This window comes from Streptomyces sp. NPDC054794, from assembly GCF_053611585.1.
Window position 1 is genome coordinate 84,353 of the sequence record NZ_JBSHAQ010000014.1, and the last position, 22,345, is coordinate 106,697.

Here is a 22,345-nt window from a genome sequence, read left to right on the forward strand (position 1 = left end):
GGGGCGGTCCCGCCTACTCCCCGGGGAGTAGGTGTGATCACCCCGGGAGGCCGACGCCGCGTCGGGCCGTCGGCGTCTAGCGTGGCCGCCATGGGAGAGCAGCGCGTGCACGGGGGCGGTCCGCCGCAGTGGTGGCGGTACGGGCCGCCGTGGTGGAGCCGCCTCGACGACGCGGCCGAGCCGGGCGGGGCGCACTGGCCGTGGCGGTCCACCGTGCTGATCACCGCCTTCGTGCTGATCGGGTCGAACTTCGCGCAGCACGGGCAGCAGGGCCGCGAACCGCTGGACCCCTTCGGGCGCGTGCTGCTGGTGGTGGCCTCGGGACTGCTGCTGTGGCGCAAGCGCCACCCGGTCTTCGTCGTCTTCGGCACGGCCACGGCCCTGCTGCTCTACCTGGGCGCCGGATACCCGTACGGACCGGTCTTCCTGACCGTCGCGGTGAGCTGCTTCAGCGCCGTCGTCACGGGGCACCGGCGGGCCGCGTGGGCAGCCGTCGGGCTGCTCTGGGCCGGACATGTCCTGGTCGCGCTCCGGCTCTACCGCGAGCTGCCGCCCCCGGGCGACGGACCGGGCGACATCGGCCAGGAACTCGTCATCGCCACCTGGGTGATCGCCATCGCGGCGGTCTCCGAAGTGGGCCGGACGCGGCGCGAACAGTGGGCCCGGGAGCGTGCCGAGCGCGCCCAGGCGGCCCGGCGGCGCGCGGACGAGGAGCGGCTGCGGATCGCCCGCGAGCTGCACGACGTCCTCGCGCACAGCATCTCCGTCATCAACGTCCAGGCGGGCGCCGGCCTCGCCCTGCTGGACTCGGACCCCGAGCAGGCGCGCACGGCGCTCACCACCATCAAGGCCGCCAGCAAGGAGGCGCTCGGGGAGGTGCGCCAGGTCCTGGACACCCTGCGCGCGCCGGGCGCCGCGCCGCGCGCCCCCGCCCCCGGCCTGGACCGGCTCCCCGAACTGGTGGAGCAGGCGGCGGGCGCGGGCCTCACCGTAGAGATCGAGGGGGAGCCGCCGCGCCTCGCGCCGGGCGCCGACCTCGCGGCCTTCCGCATCGTCCAGGAGGCCCTCACCAATGTCGTACGGCACTCGGGTTCGCGGCACGCGCGCGTGCGCGTCGCGCAGGAAGCGGGCGCCTTGCGGCTGCTGATCGACGACGACGGTCCCGCGACCGGCGCGGACGCGGGCGGCAGCGGGAACGGGCTGGCCGGGATGCGGGAGCGGGCCGCCGCCCTGGGTGGCACGATCGAGGCGGGCCCGCGCCCCGACGGCGGCTTCCGGGTGCTGGCCGTACTGCCCCTGACGGTCGAGGAGGACCGGTGATCCGAGTACTGCTCGCCGACGACCAGTCGCTGGTGCGCGCCGGCTTCCGGGCCCTGCTCGACGCGCAGCCGGACATCGAGGTGGCCGGTGAGGCGGCCGACGGCGAGGAGGTCGTGCGCACGGTGCGCGAACTGCGCCCCGACGTCGTCCTGATGGACATCCGCATGCCGCTGCTCGACGGCCTGGCCGCGACCCGCGGCATCACCGGCGACGCGGAGCTGAAGGACGTGAAGGTGGTCATGCTCACCACCTTCGAGCTCGACGAGTACGTCTTCGAGGCGATCCGCTCGGGCGCCTCCGGCTTCCTGGTGAAGGACACCGAACCGGACGAACTCCTGCGCGCCGTGCGGGCGGTGGTCGAGGGGGACGCGCTGCTCTCACCGGGGGTGACGCGCCGCCTGATCGCCGAGTTCGCGGCCCGTTCCAAGGAGCCCGCGGCCGCCGACGCGCTGATGCGGCTCACCGAGCGGGAACGGGAGGTGATGGCCCTGGTCGGCATCGGCCTGTCCAACGAGGAGATCGCCCGCCGCCTGGTCGTCAGCCCGCTGACCGCGAAGACGCATGTGAGCCGCACGATGGTGAAGCTGGGCGCCCGGGACCGGGCCCAACTCGTCGTGCTGGCCTACGAGTCGGGGTTGGTGAGGCCGGGCTGGCTGGGCTGAGCCGCGCGCTCGAAGCGGACCAGCACGCTCACCACCCGGATCGCGAACACCACCGGCGCCGGCGTCACTCCCGCTCGGCCGTGGTGCGCCGTCCCCCGTGTGTGTCCGTCCGGGCAGTCTCACAGGCGTGCGCCCGGCCGGGCGAGCAGGCCTCGCCGGGCGCACGCTCGGAGGCGTTCCCCTTAGTCACGGACCGCCACACGGTCCGTTTCCGCCTCCTCCAGGGTGGACTTGGCGACCACGATGGACCGCCGCGGCCGGCGGCCGCGCAGCCCGGTGAGGGTGATGAGCAGCCCGGCCACCGCGACGCCCGTGACGACCAGGAACCCGGGCCGGTAGCTGTCGAGGACGGCCTGCGGGGTCGCGTGGGCGGGGGCGCCCGCGGTGACCACCGCCGTGACGACCGCCAGGAAGATCGCGCCGCCCACCTGGACCGACGTGTTGAGCAGGCCGGAGACCATGCCCTGCTCGTGGTCCTCGACGCCGTTGGTGGCCTGGATGTTGAGCGAGGGGAAGACCAGCGCGCAGGCCGCGCCGATCAGCAGCATCGACGGCAGGACGGCGGCCGCGTACACCGGGTCGAGGTCGACGCGCAGGAACAGCGCGTACCCGAGGACCATCAGCGCGAATCCGGCCGCGATCAGCCGCTGGGTGCCGAACCGGTCGACGATCGCGCCGACCTTCGTCGAGGACACCGCCACCAGCGCGCCGGCCGGCAGGAAGGCCAGCGCGGTGTGCAGCGCCGACCAGCCGAGCAGCGACTGCATGTACAGGGTGGTCAAGAACTGGAAGCCGACGTACGACCCGAAGAAGGCGAGCGCGCCGAGCTGGGCGCGGACCTGGCTGCCCGAGCGCAGCACCCCGAGCCGGATCAGCGGGCTCGGCGAGCGCCGCTCGACCAGGACGAAGACGGTCAGCAGTACGGCGACGGCGAGGAAGGACAGCAGGGTACGGGCGGAGGCCCAGCCGGCCTCGGGCGCCTGGACGACGGTGAAGACGAGCAGCAGCATCGAGGCGGTGCCGAGGACGGCGCCGGGGATGTCGTAGCCGTCGTGGTCCTCCTCGCGTGCGCTGCGCGGCAGCAGCTTCAGTCCCGCGAGCAGCGCGAGCACGGCGATCGGCGCGGGCAGCAGCATGGTGAGGCGCCAACTGGCCTCGGTGAGCAGGCCGGACAGCACCAGGCCCATGGAGAAGCCGGTGGCCGCGCAGGTGGTGTAGATGGACAGGGCGCGGTTGCGCAGCGGGCCCTCGGCGAAGGTCGTGGTGATGATGGACAGTCCGGCCGGGGCGGTGAAGGCCGCGCTCAGCCCCTTGATGAAGCGGCTGGCGATCAGCAGCGGGCCCGAGTCGACGAGCCCGCCGAGCAGCGAGGCGAGCGCGAAGACGCCCAGGGCCACCAGGAACACCTGGCGCCGGCCGAGCAGGTCGGCGGTGCGGCCGCCGAGGAGGAGCAGCCCGCCGTACCCCAGGATGTAGCCGCTGACGATCCATTGCAGCGTCGATGTGGAGAGGTGGAGGTCGGAGCCGATCGACGGCAGCGCCACGCCGACCATCGACACGTCCAGCGCGTCCAGGAACATCGCGGCGCAGAGCACCAGCAGGGTGCCCCACAGCCGGGGAGTCCAGCGGACCGCCGACGACGGGGTCGCGGGGGTGGTGAGCGGAGAAGTCATGCGGTCGAGACTACATGCGCATGCATCAGATGCAAGCGCAATTAATTACAGTGCAATGAATTCATTTCTCTGCTACGGTGCGTTCATGGCGGGGAAGAAGGCCGAGCAGGCGCTCGTGGACCAGTGGCGGGACATCCTGGCACTGCACGCCCGCACCCAGTGCGAACTCGACCGTGCCCTGCACGGACACGGCCTGTGCGCCAGCGACTTCGAGGTGCTGGACCTGCTTTCGGAAGGCCATGCGGCGGACGGCGGCTGCGCCTACCGCGTGCAGGAGATCTCCGACCGGGTCCATCTCAGCCAGAGCGCGCTGTCCCGTCTGATCGCCCGTCTGGAGAAGGACGGCCTCGTCGAGCGGGCCATGTGCTCGGAGGACCGGCGGGGCGTGCGCGTGGCGCTCACGGAGCGGGGACGCGCGCTGCACGGCGAGGTCCTGCCGGTGCAGCGCGCGGTCCTGACCCGGATGTTGACGGGCTGACGGCCGCTCAGATCGCGGACGTCTCCCGCCACAGCGCGGCGAGCGCCGCGTCACCGGTCACCCTCGGCAGGGGCTGCCGGTTCCACAGCGCCAGGTACAACCGGTCGGCGGGACCGGCCAGTTCGGCGTCCGCCTCCCCGGCCTCGTCCGGCGTCGTCACGGGCGGCTCCGCCGACAGTCGTACGGTCCACACGGCGCCCTCGCCTCCGTCCGCGTCCGTGGCCGCCCGCACCCGCAGCACGCGCGGCCCGTCCGTACGGACGCGGCTCCTGGCGCGGGCGTGGAAACCGCGCAGCAACTCGTCGATGCCGTCCACCGCGAACTCCGTGGCGATCGGGGACGGGGTGCCTCCGCGCGCGGACTCCGCGTCGTAGCGGTGCACCGCCGTCTCGTGGGCCTGTCGGCGGGTCCAGAAGGCCAGCGGTGACGGGGAGGGCGCGGGGTGGAAGGTCCAGCAGTCCAGGTCGCGGGGCGCGGCGGCCAGGGTGTCGACGAGGCGGCGGTGGCTGTCCCGGTACCAGGTCACCAGCTCGGCGCCGTCGAGGTCCGGGAGATCGCCGAAGGGGCGGGGAGCGGTGTGCCCGTCGGCGACGATCCCGGTGGCCCAGCGGTGCACCGCGCCGGTGTGCCGCAGCAGGTCGCGCACCTGCCACTCCGGGCAGCTGGGCACCTTGGCCTCGGTCCCGGCCTCCTCGGCGGCCGCGGCCAGCAGCCGGCCCTCCCGGTCCAGGGTCTGAAGGAAATCGGCAGTCTCCATGGAGCCGAGTCTGCCTGATGAAGTGCGATCGAGGCCTCCGGTTTGCGCACCGGCCGGCGGGGTTCACGCCGACCGGTCCGGCGCGTTCCCGGGTGCCCTGGTGATCTCGCGTCACCCGGAGTTCGCGTGGTCCTGTGTCACGCGGAGTTTGCGTGATCCTGCTTCATCCGGACTTGGCGTGGCCCCGACTTCGCGTGGCGCGTCGCGACGCCGATGGCCGCGGCGATCGCCGACAGTGCCGCGACGCTGGTCAGCGCCGTGGGCAGGGAGAACCAGTCGGCGATGAAGCCGATCGCGGGCGGTCCGAGGAGCATGCCTCCGTAGCCGAACGTGGAGGCGACCGCGACGCCGGAGGGGCCGGCGAGGGAGCCCGCCCGTTCCACGGCGACCGGGAAGAGGTTGGCCAGGCCCAGTCCCGTGACGGCGAAGCCGATCAGGGCCGCCCAGACGGAGGGCGCGAGCGAGCCGAGCAGCATGCCGGCCGTCGCGGTGGTGCCGCCGGCGATCACCGTCCGGGAACGGCCCAGGCGTTCGAGGAGCGTCGTCCCGGTGAGCCGCCCGACGGTCATGGCCAGGGCGAAACACGAGTACCCGGCCGCCGCGAGGCCCGCCGAGGCGTCCAGGTCCTGTTCGAGGTGGAGCGCGCCCCAGTCGGCCATGGCTCCCTCGCCGTACGCCGTGCACAGCGCGATCAGGCCGAAGACGGTGACCAGGCGGCGGGAGCGGGGGTCCAGGCGGTGCCGGGCGCCGTCCCCGGGCGGCGGCCGATGTGCCGGTACGGGCGGCTCGTGGCGGAGCAGGGTGCGCCCCGCCACGGCGGTGACGAGCAGGCCGATCACGGTCAGACCGAGGAGGTGGCGGGTGGGGGAGAGGGATCCCGCGACCAGTCCGCCGAGGCCGGCGCCGGCCATGCCGCCCAGGCTGAACGCCGCGTGGAAGGAGGGCATGACCGGCCGTCCGAGCGCCGCCACCAGGTCCACGGCGGCGCTGTTGAAGGCCACGTTGATACCGCCGTACGCCATGCCGAACACGAACAGGACCGCGCCCAGGGCGAGCACGGAGTGGGTGAGCGGGGGCAGGGCGACGCTGAGGGAGAGCAGGACGGCGCACACGACGGTGACCTGGTGGTTGCCGTACCGGCGGCACAGGCGGCCGGTCAGCGTCATGGTCAGCACGGCTCCGGCGGACACGCCGAGGAGAGCGAGGCCGAGGGCACCGGTGGAGGCGCCCGTCTGCTCCTTGACCGCGGGGATCCGGACGACCCAGCCGGCGAAGAGGAAGCCGTCGAGAGCGAAGAAAGCGGTGATCGCCGTGCGGAGACGGGTGAGTGAGAGGGCCGGCACGACACTGTGGGCCCGGGGTTTGTTTATTAGCGGCACAAAGTGCAGGCTAGGTGGGTACGGCAAACGGGGCAAGGCAATAGCCGGCGGCGGACCGTAAGCGGGCCGCCGGTCAGTAGTCCAGGCCCGCGTACCACGCGCCGCGGCCGGCCGGTGTCAGGTCGAGGAGATGCCAGACGGGACTGAGGAGGTCGATGCCGCGCTCGCCGATGTCCTGGGCCATGCGGGGATGCATGGAGTAGAAGTGGCGCACCGTGCCGTCGCCGTCCCGGGTGAAGACGGAGATCGTGGAGTCCTGCGCGCCGTCCTCGTCCTCGCTGCCGAGGTCGTACTTGAACGTGCTGTCGCCGCAACTCAGCAGGCGCAGCCCGTTCCATCCGCGGTCGCGGGCGTGCCGGCGCAGAGCGGGCGGGTCGGCGGCAGCGGCGACCGCGAAGTCGGCGTTGCGCGCGATGTGGCGGGCCACCCCATGGAAGCCGTCGATCCACAGGGTGCACATCGGACAGGGCTCGGTCTGCAGCTTGCCGTACATCAGGTGGTAGACGATCAGCGGCCGGTCCGGGGCGGTGAACAGCCCGCTGAGGGCGACCTCACGGACCGGGCCGTCGCCCGCGCCGAGGTCGGCCGGGCCTTCGAGGAAGACGTAGTCGTCGACCGGCGGGCCCGGCGGGAGCGCGCGTCGCCGGGCCGCCACCTGTTCGCGGTGGCGCATGAGGTCGATCTCGGCGAGGCGGAGCGCTTCTCGGGCGGCGAGGTACTCCGCGGACTCGCCGGGCAGACGGGTTTGCCGCAGCATCGCGTCCTCCTGGGTGGGAGCGCCCCGAGCCGTGTTGCCGAGTCTAGGACGGGCCCGAGGCGCGTCGACAGTCGAGCGGAGGAGCCGAAACGCCGCGCGGCAGGGGTGCGGCGGGCACCGCGGTCCCGGGCGCGTCACCCGCGTGCACCCGGGTGGCCCCTTGACATGGGCCGCGCGGGCGAACTCCCGGCCACGGCTGCCGTCGGCGCCGACCGACGCGCCGTTTCGTTGGTCCGGTGCCGTATGCCGGTGCCTCGCGTCCCGCTCGAAAAGAGGTCCCATGCCCCGACTCCCCCGTCCGGCCGGTATCGCCATGGCCGTCCTCGCCCTCAGCGTGCTCGCCACGGCCCCCGCGTCGGGCGGCGAGCCGGCGCTCTCGGACGCGCGTCTCGTCGCCCACTTCGACTTCGCGGCCGGGCGGACCCCGGAGAACATCGCGCTCGAACGCGACGGCTCCGCCGACCTGACCTTCGCGTTCGCCCGGCAGGTCGCCAACGTCACCCGGCAGGGGACCACCCGCATCCTCGCGACCCTGCCGTCGGTGGCGAATGCGCACACACCCCTCGTGCGGGCCGCCATGGTCCTCGGCATCGCCCGCGCCCACGACGGCACGCTCTACGTCACCTACGCGACCGGGACCGCGAAGACGGGTGTCTGGCGCATCGCCCGCGGCGGCGGCGCGCCCCGCCAGATCGCGAAGCTGCCGGCCGACAGCCTGCCCAACGGCCTGGCCCTCGACGAGCACCGGGGCGTGCTCTACGCCGCGGACTCGGTGCTCGGCACCGTCTGGCGCATTCCGCGCTCGGGCGGCAAGGCCGTCGCGTGGGCCAAGGGCGCCGCGCTCACCCCGGCCCGCGCCCCCGCGGAGGGCGTCGGCGCCAACGGCATCAAGGTGCACGGCCATGCCGTGTGGGTGTCCAACACCGACCGGGGGACGCTGCTGCGCATCCCGGTGCGTCCGGACGACACCGCGGGAGCGGTCGAGAAGCGCGCGACCGGTCTCGCCGGGATCGACGACTTCGCCTTCACCGGGCGCGGGCACACCGTCCTCGCCGCGCTGATCTCCAGCAACCGGGTGGCCCTGGTACGCCCCGACGGCACCCACACGGAGGTGCTCGCGCGACAGGCCGGGCTGTCCAACCCGACCGCCGTGGCCGTACGCGACCGGACCGTCTACGTCACCGGCGGGGCGTACTACACCATGCGGGACCCGAACCTGCTCATCGCCCGCCTGCACCGGGGCTTCGACCGGTAGCGCGCGGCTCCCTCGGCGTCGCCCGGCTGCCCGCCCCCGCACCCCCCTCGGCTACCCGCCCGCCCGTCGTCGCGTCGCCCGGATCAGGACGTTCACCAGGACCGCCAGATCGGCGGCGCCGTCGGCGTCGTCCGCGTAGCGCGCGATCACCAGCGGCCCGACCTGGTCCAGCCGTACGCCCTCCAGGTCGAGTACATGGGCCAGGGCCAGCAGGGCCAGCCGGGCGTTGCCGTCCGCGAAGGGGTGGAAGAAGGCGACGTCCAGGTAGGCCCTGGCGGCGCGGGCCGGGAGCGGTACGCCGCTGTCGCCGCTCTCCCGCAGGCAGTCCGCGAAGTCCCGCCAGGTGTGCGCGGTCAGGCCGTAGCGTTCCCGGCCGCCCTTGGCGAACGCGTCGCCGTCACGGAAGGGCATGTCGGGTTCGCCGAGCACGAGTTGCTGCCAGTCGGCCAGCAGCTTCGGGGCGAGCGGCTCGCCCCGGGCCGCGTCGCCGCGGGCGCGGGCCAGCGCGGCGTGCAGCCGGTCGGCGCGAGCCGGGTCGCGCCGCCGCACCGGGCCGTCGTACCAGGCGACGAGGCCGTCGACGCGCCCCCGGACGGGGCGCGCCGCGTCCGCGGGGACCGCCGACGCCCAGTCGACCTGCCGTCTGACCCGGCACCAGACGGCCAGCGCGTCGGACGTCACCGGCACGTCGGAGGTCACCGGCGCGTCAGACGTCGAGGGACGGCCGGGTGCCGGTGGCCCGGACCGCCAAGTCCTCGCCCACCGCGTCCACCAGGGTCTGCTTCGGCGTGGTCCAGCTCGCGAACCGCCCGCCGATCGCCTCGTCGACCATCCGCCTGGCCTCCTCCGGCTCCACTCCGGCCGAGGAGAGGAACCAGATGAGGACCAGCGTGCACAGCCCGTACCAGCCGTCCTCCGCGCCCGTGCGGTCCACCACCAGCGTCATCAGCCGGGTCGCCGCCCGCTCCAGGTGCCAACTGCGGTCCTCGGCGCTCGCGTCGGGCGGCGGAGCCAGCCACTCGAACCTGTCGGCCAGTTCCTCCAGCCAGTCGCGCCACTCCAGCAGCGAGTCCACGACCCGGGCGGCCGTCGGCCCGGGTTCCCCCACCGAGTGCGGGACGCAGCACCAACTGGCGACCACTCCGCCGCCACCGCCCTCGCCGATGCCCCAGTGCCAGCCGCAGGTCCAGCGGCCGTACCGGGCCGCGAGGAGTTCGGTGACCGCGTGGTAGAAGGCCCAGCCCTCGCTGCTGTGGCCCTGGGAAGGGGGCGTGGGCACCATCGAGGTGATCAGCGCGGTGAGCCGGGCCTCTTCCGCCTCGTCCCAGGCGAAGGGATTGCGGTCCGGGTCGGCGGCGGACCACGGCAGCCGGAAGGGCGCGAGTTCGGGGTTGGCGGACGTGACGTGCCTCCCTGGGCGTCGGAACAACCGATCGATAGTGCCCGGGCGGGCGGTGCTTGTCATCCGGATATCCGCCCGCCCGATCGGGGTCGCGGGCCCGCGGGCCGGTCACTTCGAAAACCTGCGCCCCAATGGTGACTTCGTGCCCGCGGGCCCGCGGGCCGCCGATCTGCTTTTCAGCCCCGTGACCATGCGTTTTCGGCCTTTGTGACCCATGTGTTCGGACAAACACCGAATACGGCTCGGTTAATGCTTGCTCACGAGCTGGTTGCCAGCGGGTGAGCACGCCATGATGGCCCCATGACGTTGGCCTCGCGCGCACTCGCGCAACTGGCGACTTGGCCGGACCTGAGACAGGCCGTGCCGAGCTGCGGCCTTGGGCAGGCGGTGAGCTCGGCCCGGGGCGAGATCGCCCACTTCCACTCGGACCGGGATGTCGATCTGCATCTGACGGACCGTGCCATCCGGCGTTTCGCCAAGGACCTCAACGGCTCCAGCGCGATCCGTGTCGTGCCCGGTTCGCAGTGGGTGACCATACGCCTCGACGCCGCGAGCGACGTCGACCTGCTCATGACGCTGGTGAGCGTCGCCCTCCAGGCCCAGCTGACCTGGCAGGACCCCGTCGACAGGCCCCAGGTCGGCTGCAACGACCAGCGCGGCGCGGGCTTCGTCCGGGCGGACCCCTACGGCATCTGACGCCGCACGCCGGGTGTCACACGGCGACGACCCGGATCCCCGCCTCCTCGAACCGGTGCACGGTCTCCTGTCCCACAGCCGTGTCGGTGACCAGCGTGTCCACCAGCTCGGCCGAGCAGATCCGGGCGAACGCGCGCCGGCCCAGCTTGCTGGAGTCTGCGGCGACGACCACGCGGGCGGCCCGCTCGCACAGCAGCCGGTTGATCGCGGCCTCCTCCTCGTCGTGCGCGGCCGCGCCGTGGGTGACGTCGAAGGCGACCACCCCGAGCACGGCCACGTCGAGGGTGATCTGGCCGAGCACGCCGTCCGCGAGGGGGCCGATGAGTTCGTACGACTGCGGGCGCGCGACCCCGCCCGTCACCACGATCTTGAACTGGGGCCGCACCGCGAGCTCGTTGGCGATGTTGAGCGCGTTGGTGACGACGGTCAGCGCCGGTGAGCCGGCGGTGAGGTCGCCGCGCACGGCCAGCGCCCGGGCCACCTCGGTGGTGGTCGTGCCGCCGGTCAGGCCCACCGCCTCGCCCGGTGCGACGAGATCCGCGACCGCCTTCGCGATGCGCTGCTTCTCGGAGGCGCGGCGGGCCGTCTTGTAGCGCAACGGCAGTTCGTAGGACACGCCGTGGACCACGGCCCCGCCCCGGGTGCGCACCAGCATCTGCTGCTCGGCCAGCTGGTCGAAGTCACGGCGGATCGTCGCGGCCGAGACCGACAGCTCGGCCGCCGCCTCCTCGACGTCCAGGCGGCCACGCTCGACGAGCAGCTCCAGCAACGCCTTCCAGCGTGCGTCCCGCGACATCCGCGGCCTCCGTTCCTCGATCTCCCGATCTTCCCGCGACCCTAGCGCACTCTGTTTCCGTTCGATTGCTTGATTGTGCGCGAAACGCCGCTATATCTTGCAAGAACAATCAGCAGCCGGGGAGGGGTACGACATGAGTCATGTCGAGGACGAGCTGAACAGCCAGCCCGAGTGCTGGACACGGGCGGCGCGACAGGCCGAGCGGAGCGCCGCGGCGCTCCCGACGCCGGGGGAGCGGGTCGCCGTCGTCGGCTGCGGCACCTCGTACTTCATGGCCCAGACGGCCGCGGCCTTGCGCGAGAGCGCCGGCCGGGGCGAGACGGACGCCTTCGCCGCGTCCGAGTTCCCCCACGGCCGCCGGTACGACCGGGTCGTGGCCCTCACCCGCTCCGGCACCACCACCGAAGTGCTCGACCTGCTCGGGAGGCTGAAGGGACACACCCCCACCACCGCGGTCACCGCGGACCCGGACACTCCCGTGATGACGGCCGCCGACGAGGTGGTCGTGCTCGACTTCGCCGACGAACGGTCCGTCGTGCAGACCCGGTTCGCCACCAGCGCGCTCACCCTGCTCCGCGCCCACCTCGGCCTGCACACCGACGCCGTCGTCGCCGACGCCCGCACCGCGCTGTCGACACCCCTGCCCGTGGGGCTCGACGCGTGCACGCAGTTCACCTTCCTCGGCCGCGGCTGGACCGTCGGTCTCGCCAGCGAGGCGGGGCTGAAGATGCGCGAGGCCTCGCTCGCCTGGACCGAGGCCTATCCGGCGATGGAGTACCGACACGGACCCATCAGCATCACCACCGAGGGCACGGCGACCTGGATGCTCGGCGAGGCCCCGGACGGGCTCGCCGCACAGGTGGGGGCCACGGGCGGATGGTGGATCGAGGGCCGGCTCGACCCGTTGGCCGAACTCGTGCGCGTCCAGCGGCTCGCGGTGGCCGTCGCCGCCCGCCGGGGCCTCGACCCCGACCGGCCACGCCACCTCACCCGCTCGGTGATCCTCGCCCCCTGACATCGCCGCCCCCTCGGGAAAGGAAGAGGCCGTGCCCCTCGCAGCCACCGGCGAGCTGGTCGCCCGCGCCGCCGCCGCGCACTCCGCCGTCGCCGCCTTCAACATCATCACCCTGGAACACGTCGAGGCCGTCATCGCCGGCGCCGAGGAGGCCCGGTCGCCCGTGGTCCTCCAAGTCAGCGAGAACGCCGTGAAGTTCCGCTACGGACGGCTGCTCCCGCTGGCCCGTGCCGCCGTCGCCGCGGCCGAACGCGCCTGTGTGCCCGTGGCGTTGCACCTCGACCACGTGCAGAGCGACGACCTGCTGCGCCAGGCCCCCGGCGCAGGCTTCGGCTCCGTCATGTACGACGCGTCCCGGCTGCCGTACGCGCAGAACCTCGCCGCGACCCGCGCGGCCGCCGACTGGGCCCATGCCCAAGGGCTGTGGATCGAGGCCGAGTTGGGGTCGATCGGCGGCAAGACCGGGCAGCCGGAGTACGCGGCCGCCCGGCCCGACGACGCCGGGCCGGGCGGGCGCGACGGGCCGAGGTCGGGCGGGCGTGAGGAGTCCGTGCCGGGCGCGACCGGCGTGGCTTCAGGCGGCCGTGACGGGTCGGCGCCGAGCGGGCCCGGCCTGTCCGGGGCCGGTGTGTCCGGGCCCGTCGGGCCGCCGACCCTTGACGCCCACGCGCCCGGTGCCCGTACCGACCCTGACGAGGCGCGTGCCTTCGTCGCGCGAACCGGGGTCGACGCCCTGGCCGTCGCCATCGGCAGTGTGCACGCCATGACGACCCGCACCGCCGCCCTCGACCACGAGCTCCTTCAGCGGCTGTCCGCCGCCGTGCCCGTACCGCTCGTCCTGCACGGCTCCTCCGGCGTGCCGGACGACGGGCTCGTCGCGGCGGTCGCGGGCGGCATCGCCAAGGTCAACGTCGGCACGACCCTGAACCAGGCGATGACCGGGGCGATCCGTGACTTCCTCGCCGCCCATCCCGAGGCCGTCGACTCGCGCAAGTACCTCAGCGTGGGGCGCGAGGCCATGGCGGGGGAGGTGGCGCGGATCATCCGGGTGCTCGGCCGGGCGGCGCCGGCCGCGCACGACGGGCGGGCCGCTACTTCTTGACGGCCCGCAGCACCACGAACTTCGCGTCACCGGCCACCAGTTGGCTGTTGCCGAACAGGCGCCGCAGCTTCACGTGGTACCCCAGGTGCCGGTTGCCGATCACCCACAGCTCGCCCCCGGGGCGCAGCACGCGCCGCGCCCCGGTGAACATCCGCCAGGCCGTCGTGTCGGTCAGCGCCTGGTGCGAGTGGAACGGCGGGTTGTTGAGGACCAGGTCCGCGCTGCCGGCGGCCACCCCGGCCAGCCCGTCCCCGACCCGGAACTCCGCGTGTCCGGGCACCCCGTTCGCCTTGTACGTCGCCTCCGCCGAGGCCACCGCCTGGAACGACTCGTCCACGAACAGCACCTCGGCATCGGGATCGGCCAGCGCCATCGCCGTACCGACGACACCGTTGCCGCACCCCAGGTCCACGACCCGGCGCCCGCCCCTGCCCGCCGGCAGGTGCTGGAGGAAGAACCGGGTGCCGATGTCCAGCCGGTCGGCGCAGAAGACGCCCGCGTGGTTGACGACGGCGGCCCCGGAGACCGCGCCGAGGCCCTCGGGCAGGGTGTAGCCGTACGGCCAGGGATTGGTGCCGCGCTCCAGCGTCGGATCCGGGGCGCAGAAGATCAGCCGGGCCTTCTGCTCGGCGAGCGAGGTCCGGGTCGGGCCGAGGATCCGCTCGAACAGCCGCAGCGTCGAGGTGTGGATCTCCTTCACCATCCCGGTGCCGACGACGACCGTGTCCGCGTGCACGGCGGGGGCCAGCCGCAGCAGCTGGTCCTCCAGGAGCGCCAGGCTCTTCGGCACCCGGACGAGCAGCGCGTCGACCCGCTCGGGCGGCGGATCCTGCGTGGTCAGCAGCCGTACGGCGCCGGGCGCGACGCCGGCTCGCGCGAGGTTCGCCCGGGTCGCCTCCTGGCTCAGGAACGAGTCGGTGATCTGCGTCGGCCGGTGCTCCGCCAGTGCCGTGACCAGCGCGCCCCAGCGGTCGCCGAGGACCACGACCGTGCCGGACAGCGGGATCCGCTCCTGGGCCAGATGCCGCAGCAGATACGCGTCGGAGGCGTCCCAGGCACGCAGCCGGTCGTGCGGATCCTCGGGGAACCGGGACAGTTCGAGCTCGCCCCACGGAGTCGTCATACGCTCGTTCATCGTGCGTCCAGGCTAGCGGAGCCGCAGCTCAGGACCGGTCGGGCGGCCCTTCGGGCAGGATGGGTGCATGGACGCCGAGCTGTTCCCGAGGACGCGCACCGAGGTCGCGCCGGGTGCGGTGCACCTCCCGGACTGGCTGGACGCCCCGGCTCAGCGGGAGCTGCTGGCGGCCTGCCGGGAGTGGGCGCGCCCGCCGGCCGGCCTGCGCACGGTCCGCACACCGGGCGGCGGCACCATGACCGCCCGCCAGGTCTGCCTGGGCCGGCACTGGTACCCGTACGCCTACGCGCGCACCGTCGTCGACGGCGACGGCGCGCCGGTCAAACCCTTCCCGGCCTGGCTGGACGAGCTGGGCCGACGCGCGGTCGGCGCGACGCTCGGGGCGGACGCGGTCACCGGGACGCCGTACGACATCGCACTGATCAACTTCTACGACGCCGACGCCCGCATGGGCATGCACCGCGACGGCGACGAGCGGTCCGACGCGCCGGTGGTGTCGCTGAGCCTGGGCGACACCTGCGTCTTCCGGTTCGGCAACACCGAGACGCGGACGAAGCCCTACACGGACGTCGAACTGCGCAGCGGCGACCTGTTCGTCTTCGGCGGCGCGTCCCGCTCGGCCTACCACGGGGTGCCGCGGGTGCACCCCGCAACGGCGCCGTCCGGGCTCGGGCTGACCGGGCGGCTGAACATCACCCTGCGGGTGAGTGGCTTCTAGGTTGCGGCGTCGGCCGACCGCTGTAGGGATCATGGGAGACTCACCGTCATGAGCGGCAAGGTGGACCCCCGGACGGCGGGGGAAGGGACCACGTCCAGGACGCGGTTGGACCGGGGGCGTGGGGCGCTCGGCCCCGCGCTGGAGCTCGTGCACACCGGCCGCGCGCCGACCCGGGCCGTGCTGACCGCCGAACTGGGGGTGACCCGGGCGACGGCCGGCGCGGTGGCCGCCGAGCTGGAGGCGCTCGGACTGATCCGGGTGGACGCCCGGCCCGGCGCGCCGGCCGGCTCCCAGGGGCGTCCCTCGCACCGCCTGGAGGTCGCCGAGGACGGGCCCGTCGCGCTCGCGGCGCAGGTGCATGCGGACGGCTTCCGGGCGGCGCTGGTCGGCCTGGGCGGCCGGATCGTGGCGACCGCGCCCGGCTGCGAGACCGTGGATGCCGACCCGGCGAAGGTCCTCGGCTCGGTGGTCGAGGCGGGTGCCGAGTTGCTGCGGAGCACCGGCCGACGCTGTGTGGGCGCCGGGCTCGCGGTGCCGTCCGCGGTCGCCGAACCGGACGGCCTGGCCCTCAACCCCCTGCACCTGGACTGGCCGGTGGGGGCGCCGGTCCGCCGGATATTCGCACAGTGCGTGCGCGCCGCCGGGATCACCGAACCGGCGTTCGCCGGCAACGACGTCAACCTCGCCGCGCTCGCCGAACACCGGCACGGCGCGGGGCGCGGCGCCCGGGACCTGCTGTGCGTGGCCACCGGGCACCGCGGCGTGGGCGGCGCGCTGGTCCTCGACGGCCGTCTGCACACGGGCAGTTCGGGCCTGGCCCTGGAGGTCGGCCACCTCACGGTCAATCCCGAGGGCCGCCCCTGTCACTGCGGCAGCCGCGGCTGCCTGGACGTCGAGGCGGACCCGCTGGCCCTGCTCGTCGAGGCCGGCCGGGAGCCGGGCCCCGAGGTGTCCCTGCTCCAGCAGGCCAACGACCTGCTGCGCGGCCACTACCACGACCCGACCGTCCGCATGGCCGCCGAGGCGCTGATCGACCGCCTGGGCCTCGGCCTGGCCGGCCTGGTCAACATCCTGAACCCCGACCGCATCATCCTCGGCGGCCTGCACCGCACCCTGCTCGACGCCGACCCGGACCGCCTGCGCGCGGTCGTCGCCGACCGCAGCCTGTGGGGCCAGAGCGGCGGCGTCCCCATCCTCCCGTGCACCCTCGACCACAACAGCCTGGTCGGCGCGGCGGAACTGGCCTGGCAGCCCGTACTGGACGATCCGCTGGGGGCGTTGGCCTAGAGCCCGGTCTTCGGGACGGGGCCCTTGCCTACCGTCCGTCCCAGTCGACGGCGAAGGCCCGGGCCGGATTGTCCGTGAGGACGCGGTGCATCAGCTCCGTGCCGAGGTCCCGTTCGAGGCGTGGCCGCACCCGGCGCAGCAGGTACGGCATCCCGGGCCCGCCGTCGACCGCGCGCGCCCCGGCGGTCACGGTGTCCCCGCCGAGCAGGAGCCGGTGCCCGAACCCGGCCTCGGCCAGCGCCCGTACGGCGTCCGGCATGCGCCAGTCGGTGGCGTGATGGGCTCGGGACGGGCCGTCGAAGGCCAGCCAGCAGCCCGTCTCGGCGGCCTGCCGGTGCACGACGAGGTCGGGCGAGCGGTTGAGGTGGCCGAGCACGACCCGGTGCGGTGGCACGCCCAACTCGCCGCAGAGCAGGTCCAGTACGTCGAGCGCGCCCGTGCCCAGCTCCAGGTGCACGGCGATGGGCGCGCCCGTCGCGTGGTGGGCCTCGGCCGCGGCGGTCATCGTCCAGCGGGCGTGCGCGTCGAGGGCGTGGAAACCGCCGGCCACCTTGACGAGCCCGGCGCGGACCCCCGAGGTGCCGATGCCCTCGGTCAGCTCCGCGACGAACACGTCGGCCAGCTTCCCGCGCAGCCCGTCGAGCAACTCCGGCGCGTAGTGCGCCGCTTGGTGCAGTCCCGTGGCGCAGACCACGTGCACCCCGGCGGCCCGGGACAACAGCGGCAGGTCGGCTGCCCGCCGGCCCATCCCGTACGGCGTCCACTGGACGACACTCGCGCCGCCCGCCGCGCGGAACGCCTCCAGTTCGGCCCGCGCGGCGGTCGCGTCGTTCAGCTCCTGGCCGGGCAACCGGGGGCTGTGGAGGAAGAGGTGGTCGTGCGCGTCGCACACGCCGAGCTCCTCGGGGCGTATGTCGCCGAGGACCGTGCGGACGCCGCTCACCACTGGCGCCCGCGCGGCAGCCGGTCCCGCCCGGGGGCCGACAGGTGCAGCACCTGGAACACATCGCCCTCGGCCTTCGGCACGTCGTGCTCCCAGAGCGAGAAGTGCACCAGTTCCCAGTGCCGGGTGTCCACGGCGGCCGCGGCCAGCACGGCACCGTCCGACGCGGCCAGCCGCTCCGTCTCGCGCACCGCGTCCTCCATCGGGCCGGACAGCTCCGGCCCCGCGGGCACCGGCACCCGTCGCCGCACCGCGAAGGCGGCCGGGGCACCCGAGGCGCGCCCCTCCGCGTACGCCAGGCCCGTCCACTGCCGTGCCTCGGGCTGCCCGAAGTCGTCGACCAGCCCCTGGAAGGCGCCTCCCCACAGGAAGCGGTTCATGCCCTCCATGGTGTTCCAGAGGTAGAACGGCGCGTACTGGTTGACGGGCGATCCGTGCACCCCGCGCTCGCGCACCAGATAAGCCTTGAGACCGAGCCCGCCCCAGTCGTCGAGCAGCTGCCCGACGCGGGCCACGCGGTCGCTGACGACGCCCATGTCGTAGTCGGCGGGGAGGGTCAACTCGTACTGCAGGGCGTGCATGTCGAAGGTCCTTCCTCGGGACGGACGGAAACCGCTCAGCGGGGTGCGAGAAGGGAGAGCAGACCCCGGACGCCCGCGTCGAAGGCGGCCGGTGAACCGGAGGCGCGGGCCAGCACGTAACCGCCCTGCACGATGGCGAGGACGCTCGCGGCGATCTCCGCGCCGTCGAGGTGCGGCGCGAACTGCCCCTGTTCCTTGCCCTCTTCGACGATTCCGGCGATCCGGTCCCGGAGCCAGCCGATCGTCTCGTCGACCGGAGCGCGCAGTTCGTCGCTGGCGATCACGTCCGGGTCCATCGTGAGCCGGCCGACCGGGCAGCCGCGCAGCACCTCGCGCTCGCGCAGCAGATACGCCCTGATGCGCTCGTACGGCGTGCCCGGCCCGCCGAGTACTCCCTCGGCGGTGGCCCGCAGTTCCTCGGCCGTGCGCCGGATGGCCGCGAGGGCCAGATCGGGCTTGCCCTTGAAGTGGTGGTACATGCTGCCCTGGCCGGCGCCCGCGCGCTCCAGGATGGCCTTGGGGCTGGTGCCCACGTACCCGCGCTCCCACAGCAGCTCGCGGGTGGACTCGATCAGTCGCTCCGAGGTGCTCACACCATCACTGTACATACTAGTAGTTACAGTCTCCACCCGATGAGCGGGAGCCCACGGGAGGAGCCGCACGGCACCCGCGTACTCCCTGTGGGGTACGGCCACTGCCGCTGGCCGTACGACGACCCGGACACCCTCCCCGGGACAGTCTCGATCCAGCACCGAAGACGCTTCGGCAAGAGGCTTTCGCGGAGGAGATGAACCGAGATGCAGACCCTGGCGAACTGGGACGGCGGCCCCGGCCCGTGGATCCTGTTCTTCCCGCTGATCTGGGCGGCCGTCGTGGTCGGCGCGGTGACCGTCCTGCGCCGCACCGTGTGGCGCGGTCGCGGCGGACCGTGGCGGCCGGTGGACCCGCGCTCGGCGGGCGAGACACCGATCGCGGTCCTCGGCCGGCGCTTCGCCTCCGGCGAGATCGACGAGGACGAGTACTGGCGGCGGCTGTCCGTCCTGGAGGAGCACTTCGGCAGGCTGGGCAAGGGCGGTGCCGCATGAGCACCGCGACCACCCTGCGGACCGCCGCCCGCGTCGAGAACGCCGTGAAGGTGTACGGCCGTGGCGACACGGCCGTACGCGCCCTGGACGGCGTGGACGTGGACTTCCCGGCCGGACGCTTCACCGCGATCATGGGGCCCTCGGGCTCCGGCAAGTCCACCCTGATGCACTGTGCGGCCGGCCTCGACACGCTCACCTCGGGCGCCGCCTACATCGGCGACACCGACCTGGGCTCCCTGGACGACCGCCGCCTCACCCTGCTCCGCCGCGACCGGGTCGGCTTCGTCTTCCAGGCGTTCAACCTGGTGCCGACGCTGACCGTCGCGGAGAACATCACCCTGCCGCTGGACCTGGCGGGCGGCGGGGGAGACCCGGAGTGGATCGACGCGCTCGTCGACGTGGTCGGGCTGCGCGACCGGCTCCGTCACCGCCCGGCCGAACTCTCCGGCGGCCAGCAACAACGCGTCGCCGTGGCACGGGCGTTCGCCGGACGGCCGGACGTCGTCTTCGCCGACGAGCCGACCGGCAACCTCGACTCCCGCTCCGGCCAGGAGGTCCTCGGCCTCCTCGGCCGCGCCGTACGGCAGATGGACCGCACGGTCGTCATGGTCACCCACGACCCGGTCGCCGCCGCCCACGCCGACGAGGTCGTCTTCCTCGCGGACGGGCGCCTGGTCGACCGGATGCAGTCCCCGACCGCCGACGGCGTCCTGGACCGCATGAAGGCCTTCGAGGTGCGGTCGTGAACGCCCCCGTGCGTCTGAGCCTGTCCTCCCTGCGCGCCCACAGGCGGCGCTTCGCCGGCACGTTCCTCGCGGTGTTCCTCGGCGTCGCCTTCCTGGCCGGGACCCTGGTCATGGGCGACACGCTGCGGGCGAGCTTCGACTCGATGTTCGGCGAGGCCACCAGCGGCACGGACGCCGTGGTGCGCGGCGCCGACGCCATCACGACACCCGGCGAGGCCCAGGGCGTGCGCCGGCCCGTGGACACGGCCCTCGTACGGACCGTCGAGCGGGTGCCCGGCGTCGCGGCCGCCGCCCCGAACATCCAGGGCGCGGGCCAACTGGTCGGCGCCGACGGCAAGCCGATCGGCGGCCAGGGCCCGCCCACCCTCGCCGGCAACTGGATCACCGACCCGAGGCTCAACCCCTACCGACTCGCCGAGGGCCGCGCGCCCGTGCGGTCCGGCGAGGTCGTGATCAACCGCGGCACCGCGAAGAAGGGCGATCTGAAGATCGGCGACACGACGATCCTGCGCACGCCCGACCCGGTCCGGGTGACCGTCGTCGGCCTCGCGACCTTCGGCGGCGCGGACGGCATGGCCCAGGTGACCTTCACCGGTCTGACGCAGGCCGACGCCGAGAAGTACCTCACCGCCCGGCCCGGCCAGGCGGCGAGCATCCAGGTGCGGGCCGGGCCCGGGGTGAGCCGGCGCGAGCTCGTGGACCGGCTGACACCCGTCCTGCCCAAGGGCGTCGAGGCGATCACCGGTCAGGAGTCGGCGCGGGAGAACACCGACATGATCTCCAGCCAGTTCCTGTCGATCTTCACGACCTTCCTGCTGGTGTTCTCCGGGGTCGCCCTGATGGTCGCGACCTTCTCCATCCACAACACCTTCGCCATCGTCGTGGCCCAGCGCACCCGCGAGAACGCCCTGCTGCGCGCGCTCGGCGCCTCCCGCCGCCAGGTGACCGCGGCGACGCTGGTCGAGGCGAGCGCCGTAGCCCTGACGGCGTCCGCCGCCGGGCTCGCGGGCGGCGTCGGCATCGCCGCCGGACTGCAGGCCCTGTTCCCGGCCGTCGGATTCCCCTTCCCCGACGGCGACTTGGTGATCACGACACTGTCGATGGTCCTGCCGCTCGCGGTCGGCATCGTGGTCTGCCTGGGCTCCGCCCTGCTGCCCGCCGTACGGGCCGGACGCACCGCGCCCCTGGCCGCGCTGCGCGAGACGGCCGTCGACTCCTCCGGCGCCTTTCGCCCCCGCGCCGTGGTGGGCGGGGTCCTCGCCGCCCTCGGGGTCGCGGCGGCCCTCAGCGGCGTCCTCGTCTCACCGTCCGTCTGGCTGGCGGGACTCGGCGCCGTCCTCGCCCTGGCCGCCTTCGTGGTCCTCGGCCCGGTCGCCTCCGGCACGGCCGTACGGCTGCTCGGCGGGCCTCTCGACCGGCTGCGCGGGGTCACCGGCGGGCTCGCCCGGTGCAACGCCCTGCGCAGCCCGAAGCGGACGGCCGCCACGGCGAGCGCGCTGATGATCGGCGTCGCCGTCGTGTCGCTGTTCACGGTCTTCGGCGCCTCGCTCAAGGCCACCATGGACCAGACCGTGTCGCGGTCCTTCGCGGGCGACGTCGCCGTCAGCACCCCGTCGTTCGGCGCGGGCGGCAGCGGGCTCAGCCCCCGGCTGGCGCCGGCGGTCCAGCGGCTGCCCGAGGTGGACACCGCCGTCGGACTCGGCCGCGGGGTCGCCGAAGTCGACGGCAAGGGGCGGGCGTTGACCGTCACCGACCCGGCCGCGCTGGCCCGCACCTTCGACCTCGGCACGGTCCGCGGCTCCCTGCGCGACCTCGGCGCCGACGGCATCGCCGTCACCCGGAAGGAGGCCGACCGGCAGGGCCTGACCACAGGGGACACCGCCCGGCTCACCTTCACCGACGGCCGGACCCAGGACTTCACGGTCCGCGCGGTCTACGGCCGCTCCGAACTCGCCGGCGACTACGTCATCACCCGCGCGGCCTGGGCCCCGCACCGCACCCAGGACTCCGACAGCCTCGTCGCCGTCTCGTTCAAGGACGGCGTCGGCGCGGCAGCCGGGAAGGCGGCGGTGGAGAAGGTGGCCGCCCGGTACGGCGACCCGCAGGTGCAGACCCGCGACGAGTACGCGCAGTCCTCGGCCGGCGGCATCGACATGATGCTCACCCTCGTCTACGCGCTGCTCGCCCTCGCGGTGCTCATCGCCCTGCTCGGCATCGCCAACACGCTGACGCTGGCGATCCACGAGCGGACCCGGGAACTCGGCCTGCTGCGCGCCGTCGGCCAGACCCGGCCCCAGGCGCGGGCCATGGTCCGCTGGGAGTCGGTCCTGGTCGCCGCCTTCGGCACGGCCGGTGGTCTCGGCCTCGGTGCCTTCCTCGGCTGGGTGCTGGTGCGGGCTTCGGACGGCGCGAGCGACAGCGCCTTCGCCTTCGCGATCCCGCCCGCGCGGCTCGCGGCGGTCGCCCTGGTCGGCCTCGCGGTCGGGGCCCTGGCGGGCCTGCGCCCGGCGCGGCGGGCGGCCCGCCTGGACATCCTGCGGGCCATCGCCACCGAGTGA

At 73.9% G+C, this 22,345-nt stretch carries 23 protein-coding genes and 1 pseudogene; 12 read left to right on the forward strand and 12 right to left on the reverse strand.

Translation table 11 applies throughout. The annotated features are described in order from the left end of the window. Positions 1-90 precede the first annotated feature (90 nt). Together ACWGKT_RS17085 and ACWGKT_RS17090 are read left to right on the forward strand one after the other, a co-directional pair. Positions 91-1,320: a sensor histidine kinase gene (locus tag ACWGKT_RS17085; protein WP_453274259.1), complete on the forward strand. Its 1,230-nt coding sequence runs from the start codon at positions 91-93 to the stop codon at positions 1,318-1,320. Next, positions 1,317-1,982: a response regulator gene (locus ACWGKT_RS17090; protein WP_453274260.1), complete on the forward strand. Its 666-nt coding sequence runs from the start codon at positions 1,317-1,319 to the stop codon at positions 1,980-1,982. The genes ACWGKT_RS17085 and ACWGKT_RS17090 overlap by 4 nt, the downstream gene beginning before the upstream one ends. Here the strand turns inward: ACWGKT_RS17090 and ACWGKT_RS17095 are convergent. Together ACWGKT_RS17095 and ACWGKT_RS17100 are read right to left on the reverse strand one after the other, a co-directional pair. Further along, positions 1,943-2,053, reverse strand: a pseudogene (locus tag ACWGKT_RS17095) (DUF6332 family protein); the annotation flags it as partial. The gene ACWGKT_RS17090 and the pseudogene ACWGKT_RS17095 sit on opposite strands and share 40 nt — an antisense overlap. A 111-nt stretch (positions 2,054-2,164) precedes the next feature. After that, positions 2,165-3,655 (reverse strand): MFS transporter, encoded by a 1,491-nt coding sequence (locus tag ACWGKT_RS17100; protein ID WP_356151463.1) that lies wholly within the window; start codon positions 3,653-3,655, stop codon positions 2,165-2,167. Between the two features lie 85 nt (positions 3,656-3,740). On the opposite strand from ACWGKT_RS17100, the gene ACWGKT_RS17105 reads away from it, so the two are divergent. Next, entirely contained in the window at positions 3,741-4,133 is a 393-nt protein-coding gene (locus ACWGKT_RS17105) for a MarR family winged helix-turn-helix transcriptional regulator (protein ID WP_356151461.1), read from the forward strand. Positions 4,134-4,140: 7 nt separating this feature from the next. On the opposite strand, the gene ACWGKT_RS17110 is transcribed toward ACWGKT_RS17105, so the two are convergent. From ACWGKT_RS17110 to ACWGKT_RS17120, 3 genes are all read right to left on the reverse strand, one after another. Then, on the reverse strand, positions 4,141-4,890 hold the full coding sequence (locus tag ACWGKT_RS17110) for a maleylpyruvate isomerase family mycothiol-dependent enzyme (protein ID WP_453274261.1): 750 nt from the start codon (positions 4,888-4,890) through the stop codon (positions 4,141-4,143). Positions 4,891-5,027: 137 nt separating this feature from the next. Continuing rightward, positions 5,028-6,233, reverse strand: coding sequence for an MFS transporter (locus ACWGKT_RS17115; protein WP_453274262.1), 1,206 nt, complete (start codon positions 6,231-6,233; stop codon positions 5,028-5,030). A 109-nt stretch (positions 6,234-6,342) separates the two neighbouring features. Next, positions 6,343-7,026, reverse strand: a complete 684-nt coding sequence (locus tag ACWGKT_RS17120; protein WP_453274263.1) for a DUF899 family protein — start codon at positions 7,024-7,026, stop codon at positions 6,343-6,345. A gap of 280 nt (positions 7,027-7,306) precedes the next feature. Between ACWGKT_RS17120 and ACWGKT_RS17125 the strand changes: the two genes are divergently transcribed. Beyond that, the gene (locus ACWGKT_RS17125) at positions 7,307-8,281 is read left to right on the forward strand and encodes an SMP-30/gluconolactonase/LRE family protein (RefSeq protein WP_453274264.1); all 975 of its coding nucleotides are present in this window, start codon (positions 7,307-7,309) and stop codon (positions 8,279-8,281) included. A 51-nt stretch (positions 8,282-8,332) separates the two neighbouring features. On the opposite strand, the gene ACWGKT_RS17130 is transcribed toward ACWGKT_RS17125, so the two are convergent. Both ACWGKT_RS17130 and ACWGKT_RS17135 read right to left on the reverse strand, forming a co-directional pair. Then, positions 8,333-8,980, reverse strand: coding sequence for a Fic family protein (locus tag ACWGKT_RS17130; protein ID WP_453274265.1), 648 nt, complete (start codon positions 8,978-8,980; stop codon positions 8,333-8,335). Positions 8,981-8,987: 7 nt separating this feature from the next. Continuing rightward, positions 8,988-9,710 (reverse strand): hypothetical protein, encoded by a 723-nt coding sequence (locus ACWGKT_RS17135; protein WP_453274266.1) that lies wholly within the window; start codon positions 9,708-9,710, stop codon positions 8,988-8,990. Positions 9,711-9,983: 273 nt separating this feature from the next. Here ACWGKT_RS17135 and ACWGKT_RS17140 point away from each other — a divergent pair, with 273 nt between their 5' ends. After that, on the forward strand, positions 9,984-10,379 hold the full coding sequence (locus ACWGKT_RS17140; RefSeq protein WP_356151447.1) for a luciferase domain-containing protein: 396 nt from the start codon (positions 9,984-9,986) through the stop codon (positions 10,377-10,379). 16 nt (positions 10,380-10,395) lie between these two features. On the opposite strand, the gene ACWGKT_RS17145 is transcribed toward ACWGKT_RS17140, so the two are convergent. After that, positions 10,396-11,175: a DeoR/GlpR family DNA-binding transcription regulator gene (locus ACWGKT_RS17145; protein WP_356151445.1), complete on the reverse strand. Its 780-nt coding sequence runs from the start codon at positions 11,173-11,175 to the stop codon at positions 10,396-10,398. A gap of 133 nt (positions 11,176-11,308) precedes the next feature. On the opposite strand from ACWGKT_RS17145, the gene ACWGKT_RS17150 reads away from it, so the two are divergent. Beyond that, entirely contained in the window at positions 11,309-12,190 is an 882-nt protein-coding gene (locus ACWGKT_RS17150; protein WP_453274267.1) for an SIS domain-containing protein, read from the forward strand. Positions 12,191-12,221: 31 nt separating this feature from the next. Further along, positions 12,222-13,292: a class II fructose-bisphosphate aldolase gene (locus ACWGKT_RS17155; RefSeq protein ID WP_453274268.1), complete on the forward strand. Its 1,071-nt coding sequence runs from the start codon at positions 12,222-12,224 to the stop codon at positions 13,290-13,292. Here the strand turns inward: ACWGKT_RS17155 and ACWGKT_RS17160 are convergent. Further along, entirely contained in the window at positions 13,282-14,415 is a 1,134-nt protein-coding gene (locus ACWGKT_RS17160) for a methyltransferase (protein WP_453274334.1), read from the reverse strand. The two genes, ACWGKT_RS17155 and ACWGKT_RS17160, sit on opposite strands and share 11 nt — an antisense overlap. 79 nt (positions 14,416-14,494) lie before the next feature. Here ACWGKT_RS17160 and ACWGKT_RS17165 point away from each other — a divergent pair, with 79 nt between their 5' ends. Continuing rightward, positions 14,495-15,145, forward strand: coding sequence for an alpha-ketoglutarate-dependent dioxygenase AlkB family protein (locus ACWGKT_RS17165; protein ID WP_356151437.1), 651 nt, complete (start codon positions 14,495-14,497; stop codon positions 15,143-15,145). Positions 15,146-15,193: 48 nt separating this feature from the next. After that, positions 15,194-16,432 (forward strand): ROK family protein, encoded by a 1,239-nt coding sequence (locus ACWGKT_RS17170; RefSeq protein WP_356151435.1) that lies wholly within the window; start codon positions 15,194-15,196, stop codon positions 16,430-16,432. 28 nt (positions 16,433-16,460) lie between these two features. On the opposite strand, the gene ACWGKT_RS17175 is transcribed toward ACWGKT_RS17170, so the two are convergent. The 3 genes from ACWGKT_RS17175 to ACWGKT_RS17185 are packed head-to-tail and all read right to left on the reverse strand — an operon-like array spanning position 16,461 to position 18,564. Continuing rightward, positions 16,461-17,378 carry a phosphotriesterase family protein gene (locus ACWGKT_RS17175; RefSeq protein ID WP_453274269.1) on the reverse strand — a complete coding sequence of 306 codons (918 nt, stop codon included), beginning with the start codon at positions 17,376-17,378 and terminating at the stop codon, positions 16,461-16,463. Then, on the reverse strand, positions 17,372-17,956 hold the full coding sequence (locus ACWGKT_RS17180) for a DUF4865 family protein (protein WP_453274270.1): 585 nt from the start codon (positions 17,954-17,956) through the stop codon (positions 17,372-17,374). Before ACWGKT_RS17180 ends, ACWGKT_RS17175 begins: the two co-directional genes overlap by 7 nt. A 35-nt stretch (positions 17,957-17,991) precedes the next feature. Beyond that, complete coding sequence (locus ACWGKT_RS17185; RefSeq protein ID WP_453274271.1) at positions 17,992-18,564, reverse strand: TetR/AcrR family transcriptional regulator; 573 nt, start codon at positions 18,562-18,564, stop codon at positions 17,992-17,994. A 189-nt stretch (positions 18,565-18,753) separates the two neighbouring features. Between ACWGKT_RS17185 and ACWGKT_RS17190 the strand changes: the two genes are divergently transcribed. From ACWGKT_RS17190 to ACWGKT_RS17200, 3 genes are read left to right on the forward strand one after another with little or no spacing between them, the layout of a single operon-like run. Next, complete coding sequence (locus ACWGKT_RS17190) at positions 18,754-19,041, forward strand: SHOCT domain-containing protein (RefSeq protein ID WP_356151427.1); 288 nt, start codon at positions 18,754-18,756, stop codon at positions 19,039-19,041. Further along, positions 19,038-19,787, forward strand: coding sequence for an ABC transporter ATP-binding protein (locus ACWGKT_RS17195; RefSeq protein WP_453274272.1), 750 nt, complete (start codon positions 19,038-19,040; stop codon positions 19,785-19,787). Before ACWGKT_RS17190 ends, ACWGKT_RS17195 begins: the two co-directional genes overlap by 4 nt. Then, entirely contained in the window at positions 19,784-22,345 is a 2,562-nt protein-coding gene (locus tag ACWGKT_RS17200; protein ID WP_453274273.1) for an ABC transporter permease, read from the forward strand. The genes ACWGKT_RS17195 and ACWGKT_RS17200 overlap by 4 nt, the downstream gene beginning before the upstream one ends.

Coding starts and splice junctions, on each gene's coding strand:
- ACWGKT_RS17195 (WP_453274272.1), top strand. CDS start 19,038: ATGAGCACCGCGACCACCCTGCGGACCGCCGCCCGCGTCGAGAACGCC.
- ACWGKT_RS17110 (WP_453274261.1), bottom strand. CDS start 4,890: ATGGAGACTGCCGATTTCCTTCAGACCCTGGACCGGGAGGGCCGGCTG.
- ACWGKT_RS17085 (WP_453274259.1), top strand. CDS start 91: ATGGGAGAGCAGCGCGTGCACGGGGGCGGTCCGCCGCAGTGGTGGCGG.
- ACWGKT_RS17125 (WP_453274264.1), top strand. CDS start 7,307: ATGCCCCGACTCCCCCGTCCGGCCGGTATCGCCATGGCCGTCCTCGCC.
- ACWGKT_RS17120 (WP_453274263.1), bottom strand. CDS start 7,026: ATGCTGCGGCAAACCCGTCTGCCCGGCGAGTCCGCGGAGTACCTCGCC.
- ACWGKT_RS17105 (WP_356151461.1), top strand. CDS start 3,741: ATGGCGGGGAAGAAGGCCGAGCAGGCGCTCGTGGACCAGTGGCGGGAC.
- ACWGKT_RS17165 (WP_356151437.1), top strand. CDS start 14,495: ATGGACGCCGAGCTGTTCCCGAGGACGCGCACCGAGGTCGCGCCGGGT.
- ACWGKT_RS17100 (WP_356151463.1), bottom strand. CDS start 3,655: ATGACTTCTCCGCTCACCACCCCCGCGACCCCGTCGTCGGCGGTCCGC.
- ACWGKT_RS17185 (WP_453274271.1), bottom strand. CDS start 18,564: ATGTACAGTGATGGTGTGAGCACCTCGGAGCGACTGATCGAGTCCACC.
- ACWGKT_RS17145 (WP_356151445.1), bottom strand. CDS start 11,175: ATGTCGCGGGACGCACGCTGGAAGGCGTTGCTGGAGCTGCTCGTCGAG.
- ACWGKT_RS17150 (WP_453274267.1), top strand. CDS start 11,309: ATGAGTCATGTCGAGGACGAGCTGAACAGCCAGCCCGAGTGCTGGACA.
- ACWGKT_RS17170 (WP_356151435.1), top strand. CDS start 15,194: ATGAGCGGCAAGGTGGACCCCCGGACGGCGGGGGAAGGGACCACGTCC.
- ACWGKT_RS17180 (WP_453274270.1), bottom strand. CDS start 17,956: ATGCACGCCCTGCAGTACGAGTTGACCCTCCCCGCCGACTACGACATG.
- ACWGKT_RS17190 (WP_356151427.1), top strand. CDS start 18,754: ATGCAGACCCTGGCGAACTGGGACGGCGGCCCCGGCCCGTGGATCCTG.
- ACWGKT_RS17140 (WP_356151447.1), top strand. CDS start 9,984: ATGACGTTGGCCTCGCGCGCACTCGCGCAACTGGCGACTTGGCCGGAC.
- ACWGKT_RS17160 (WP_453274334.1), bottom strand. CDS start 14,415: ATGACGACTCCGTGGGGCGAGCTCGAACTGTCCCGGTTCCCCGAGGAT.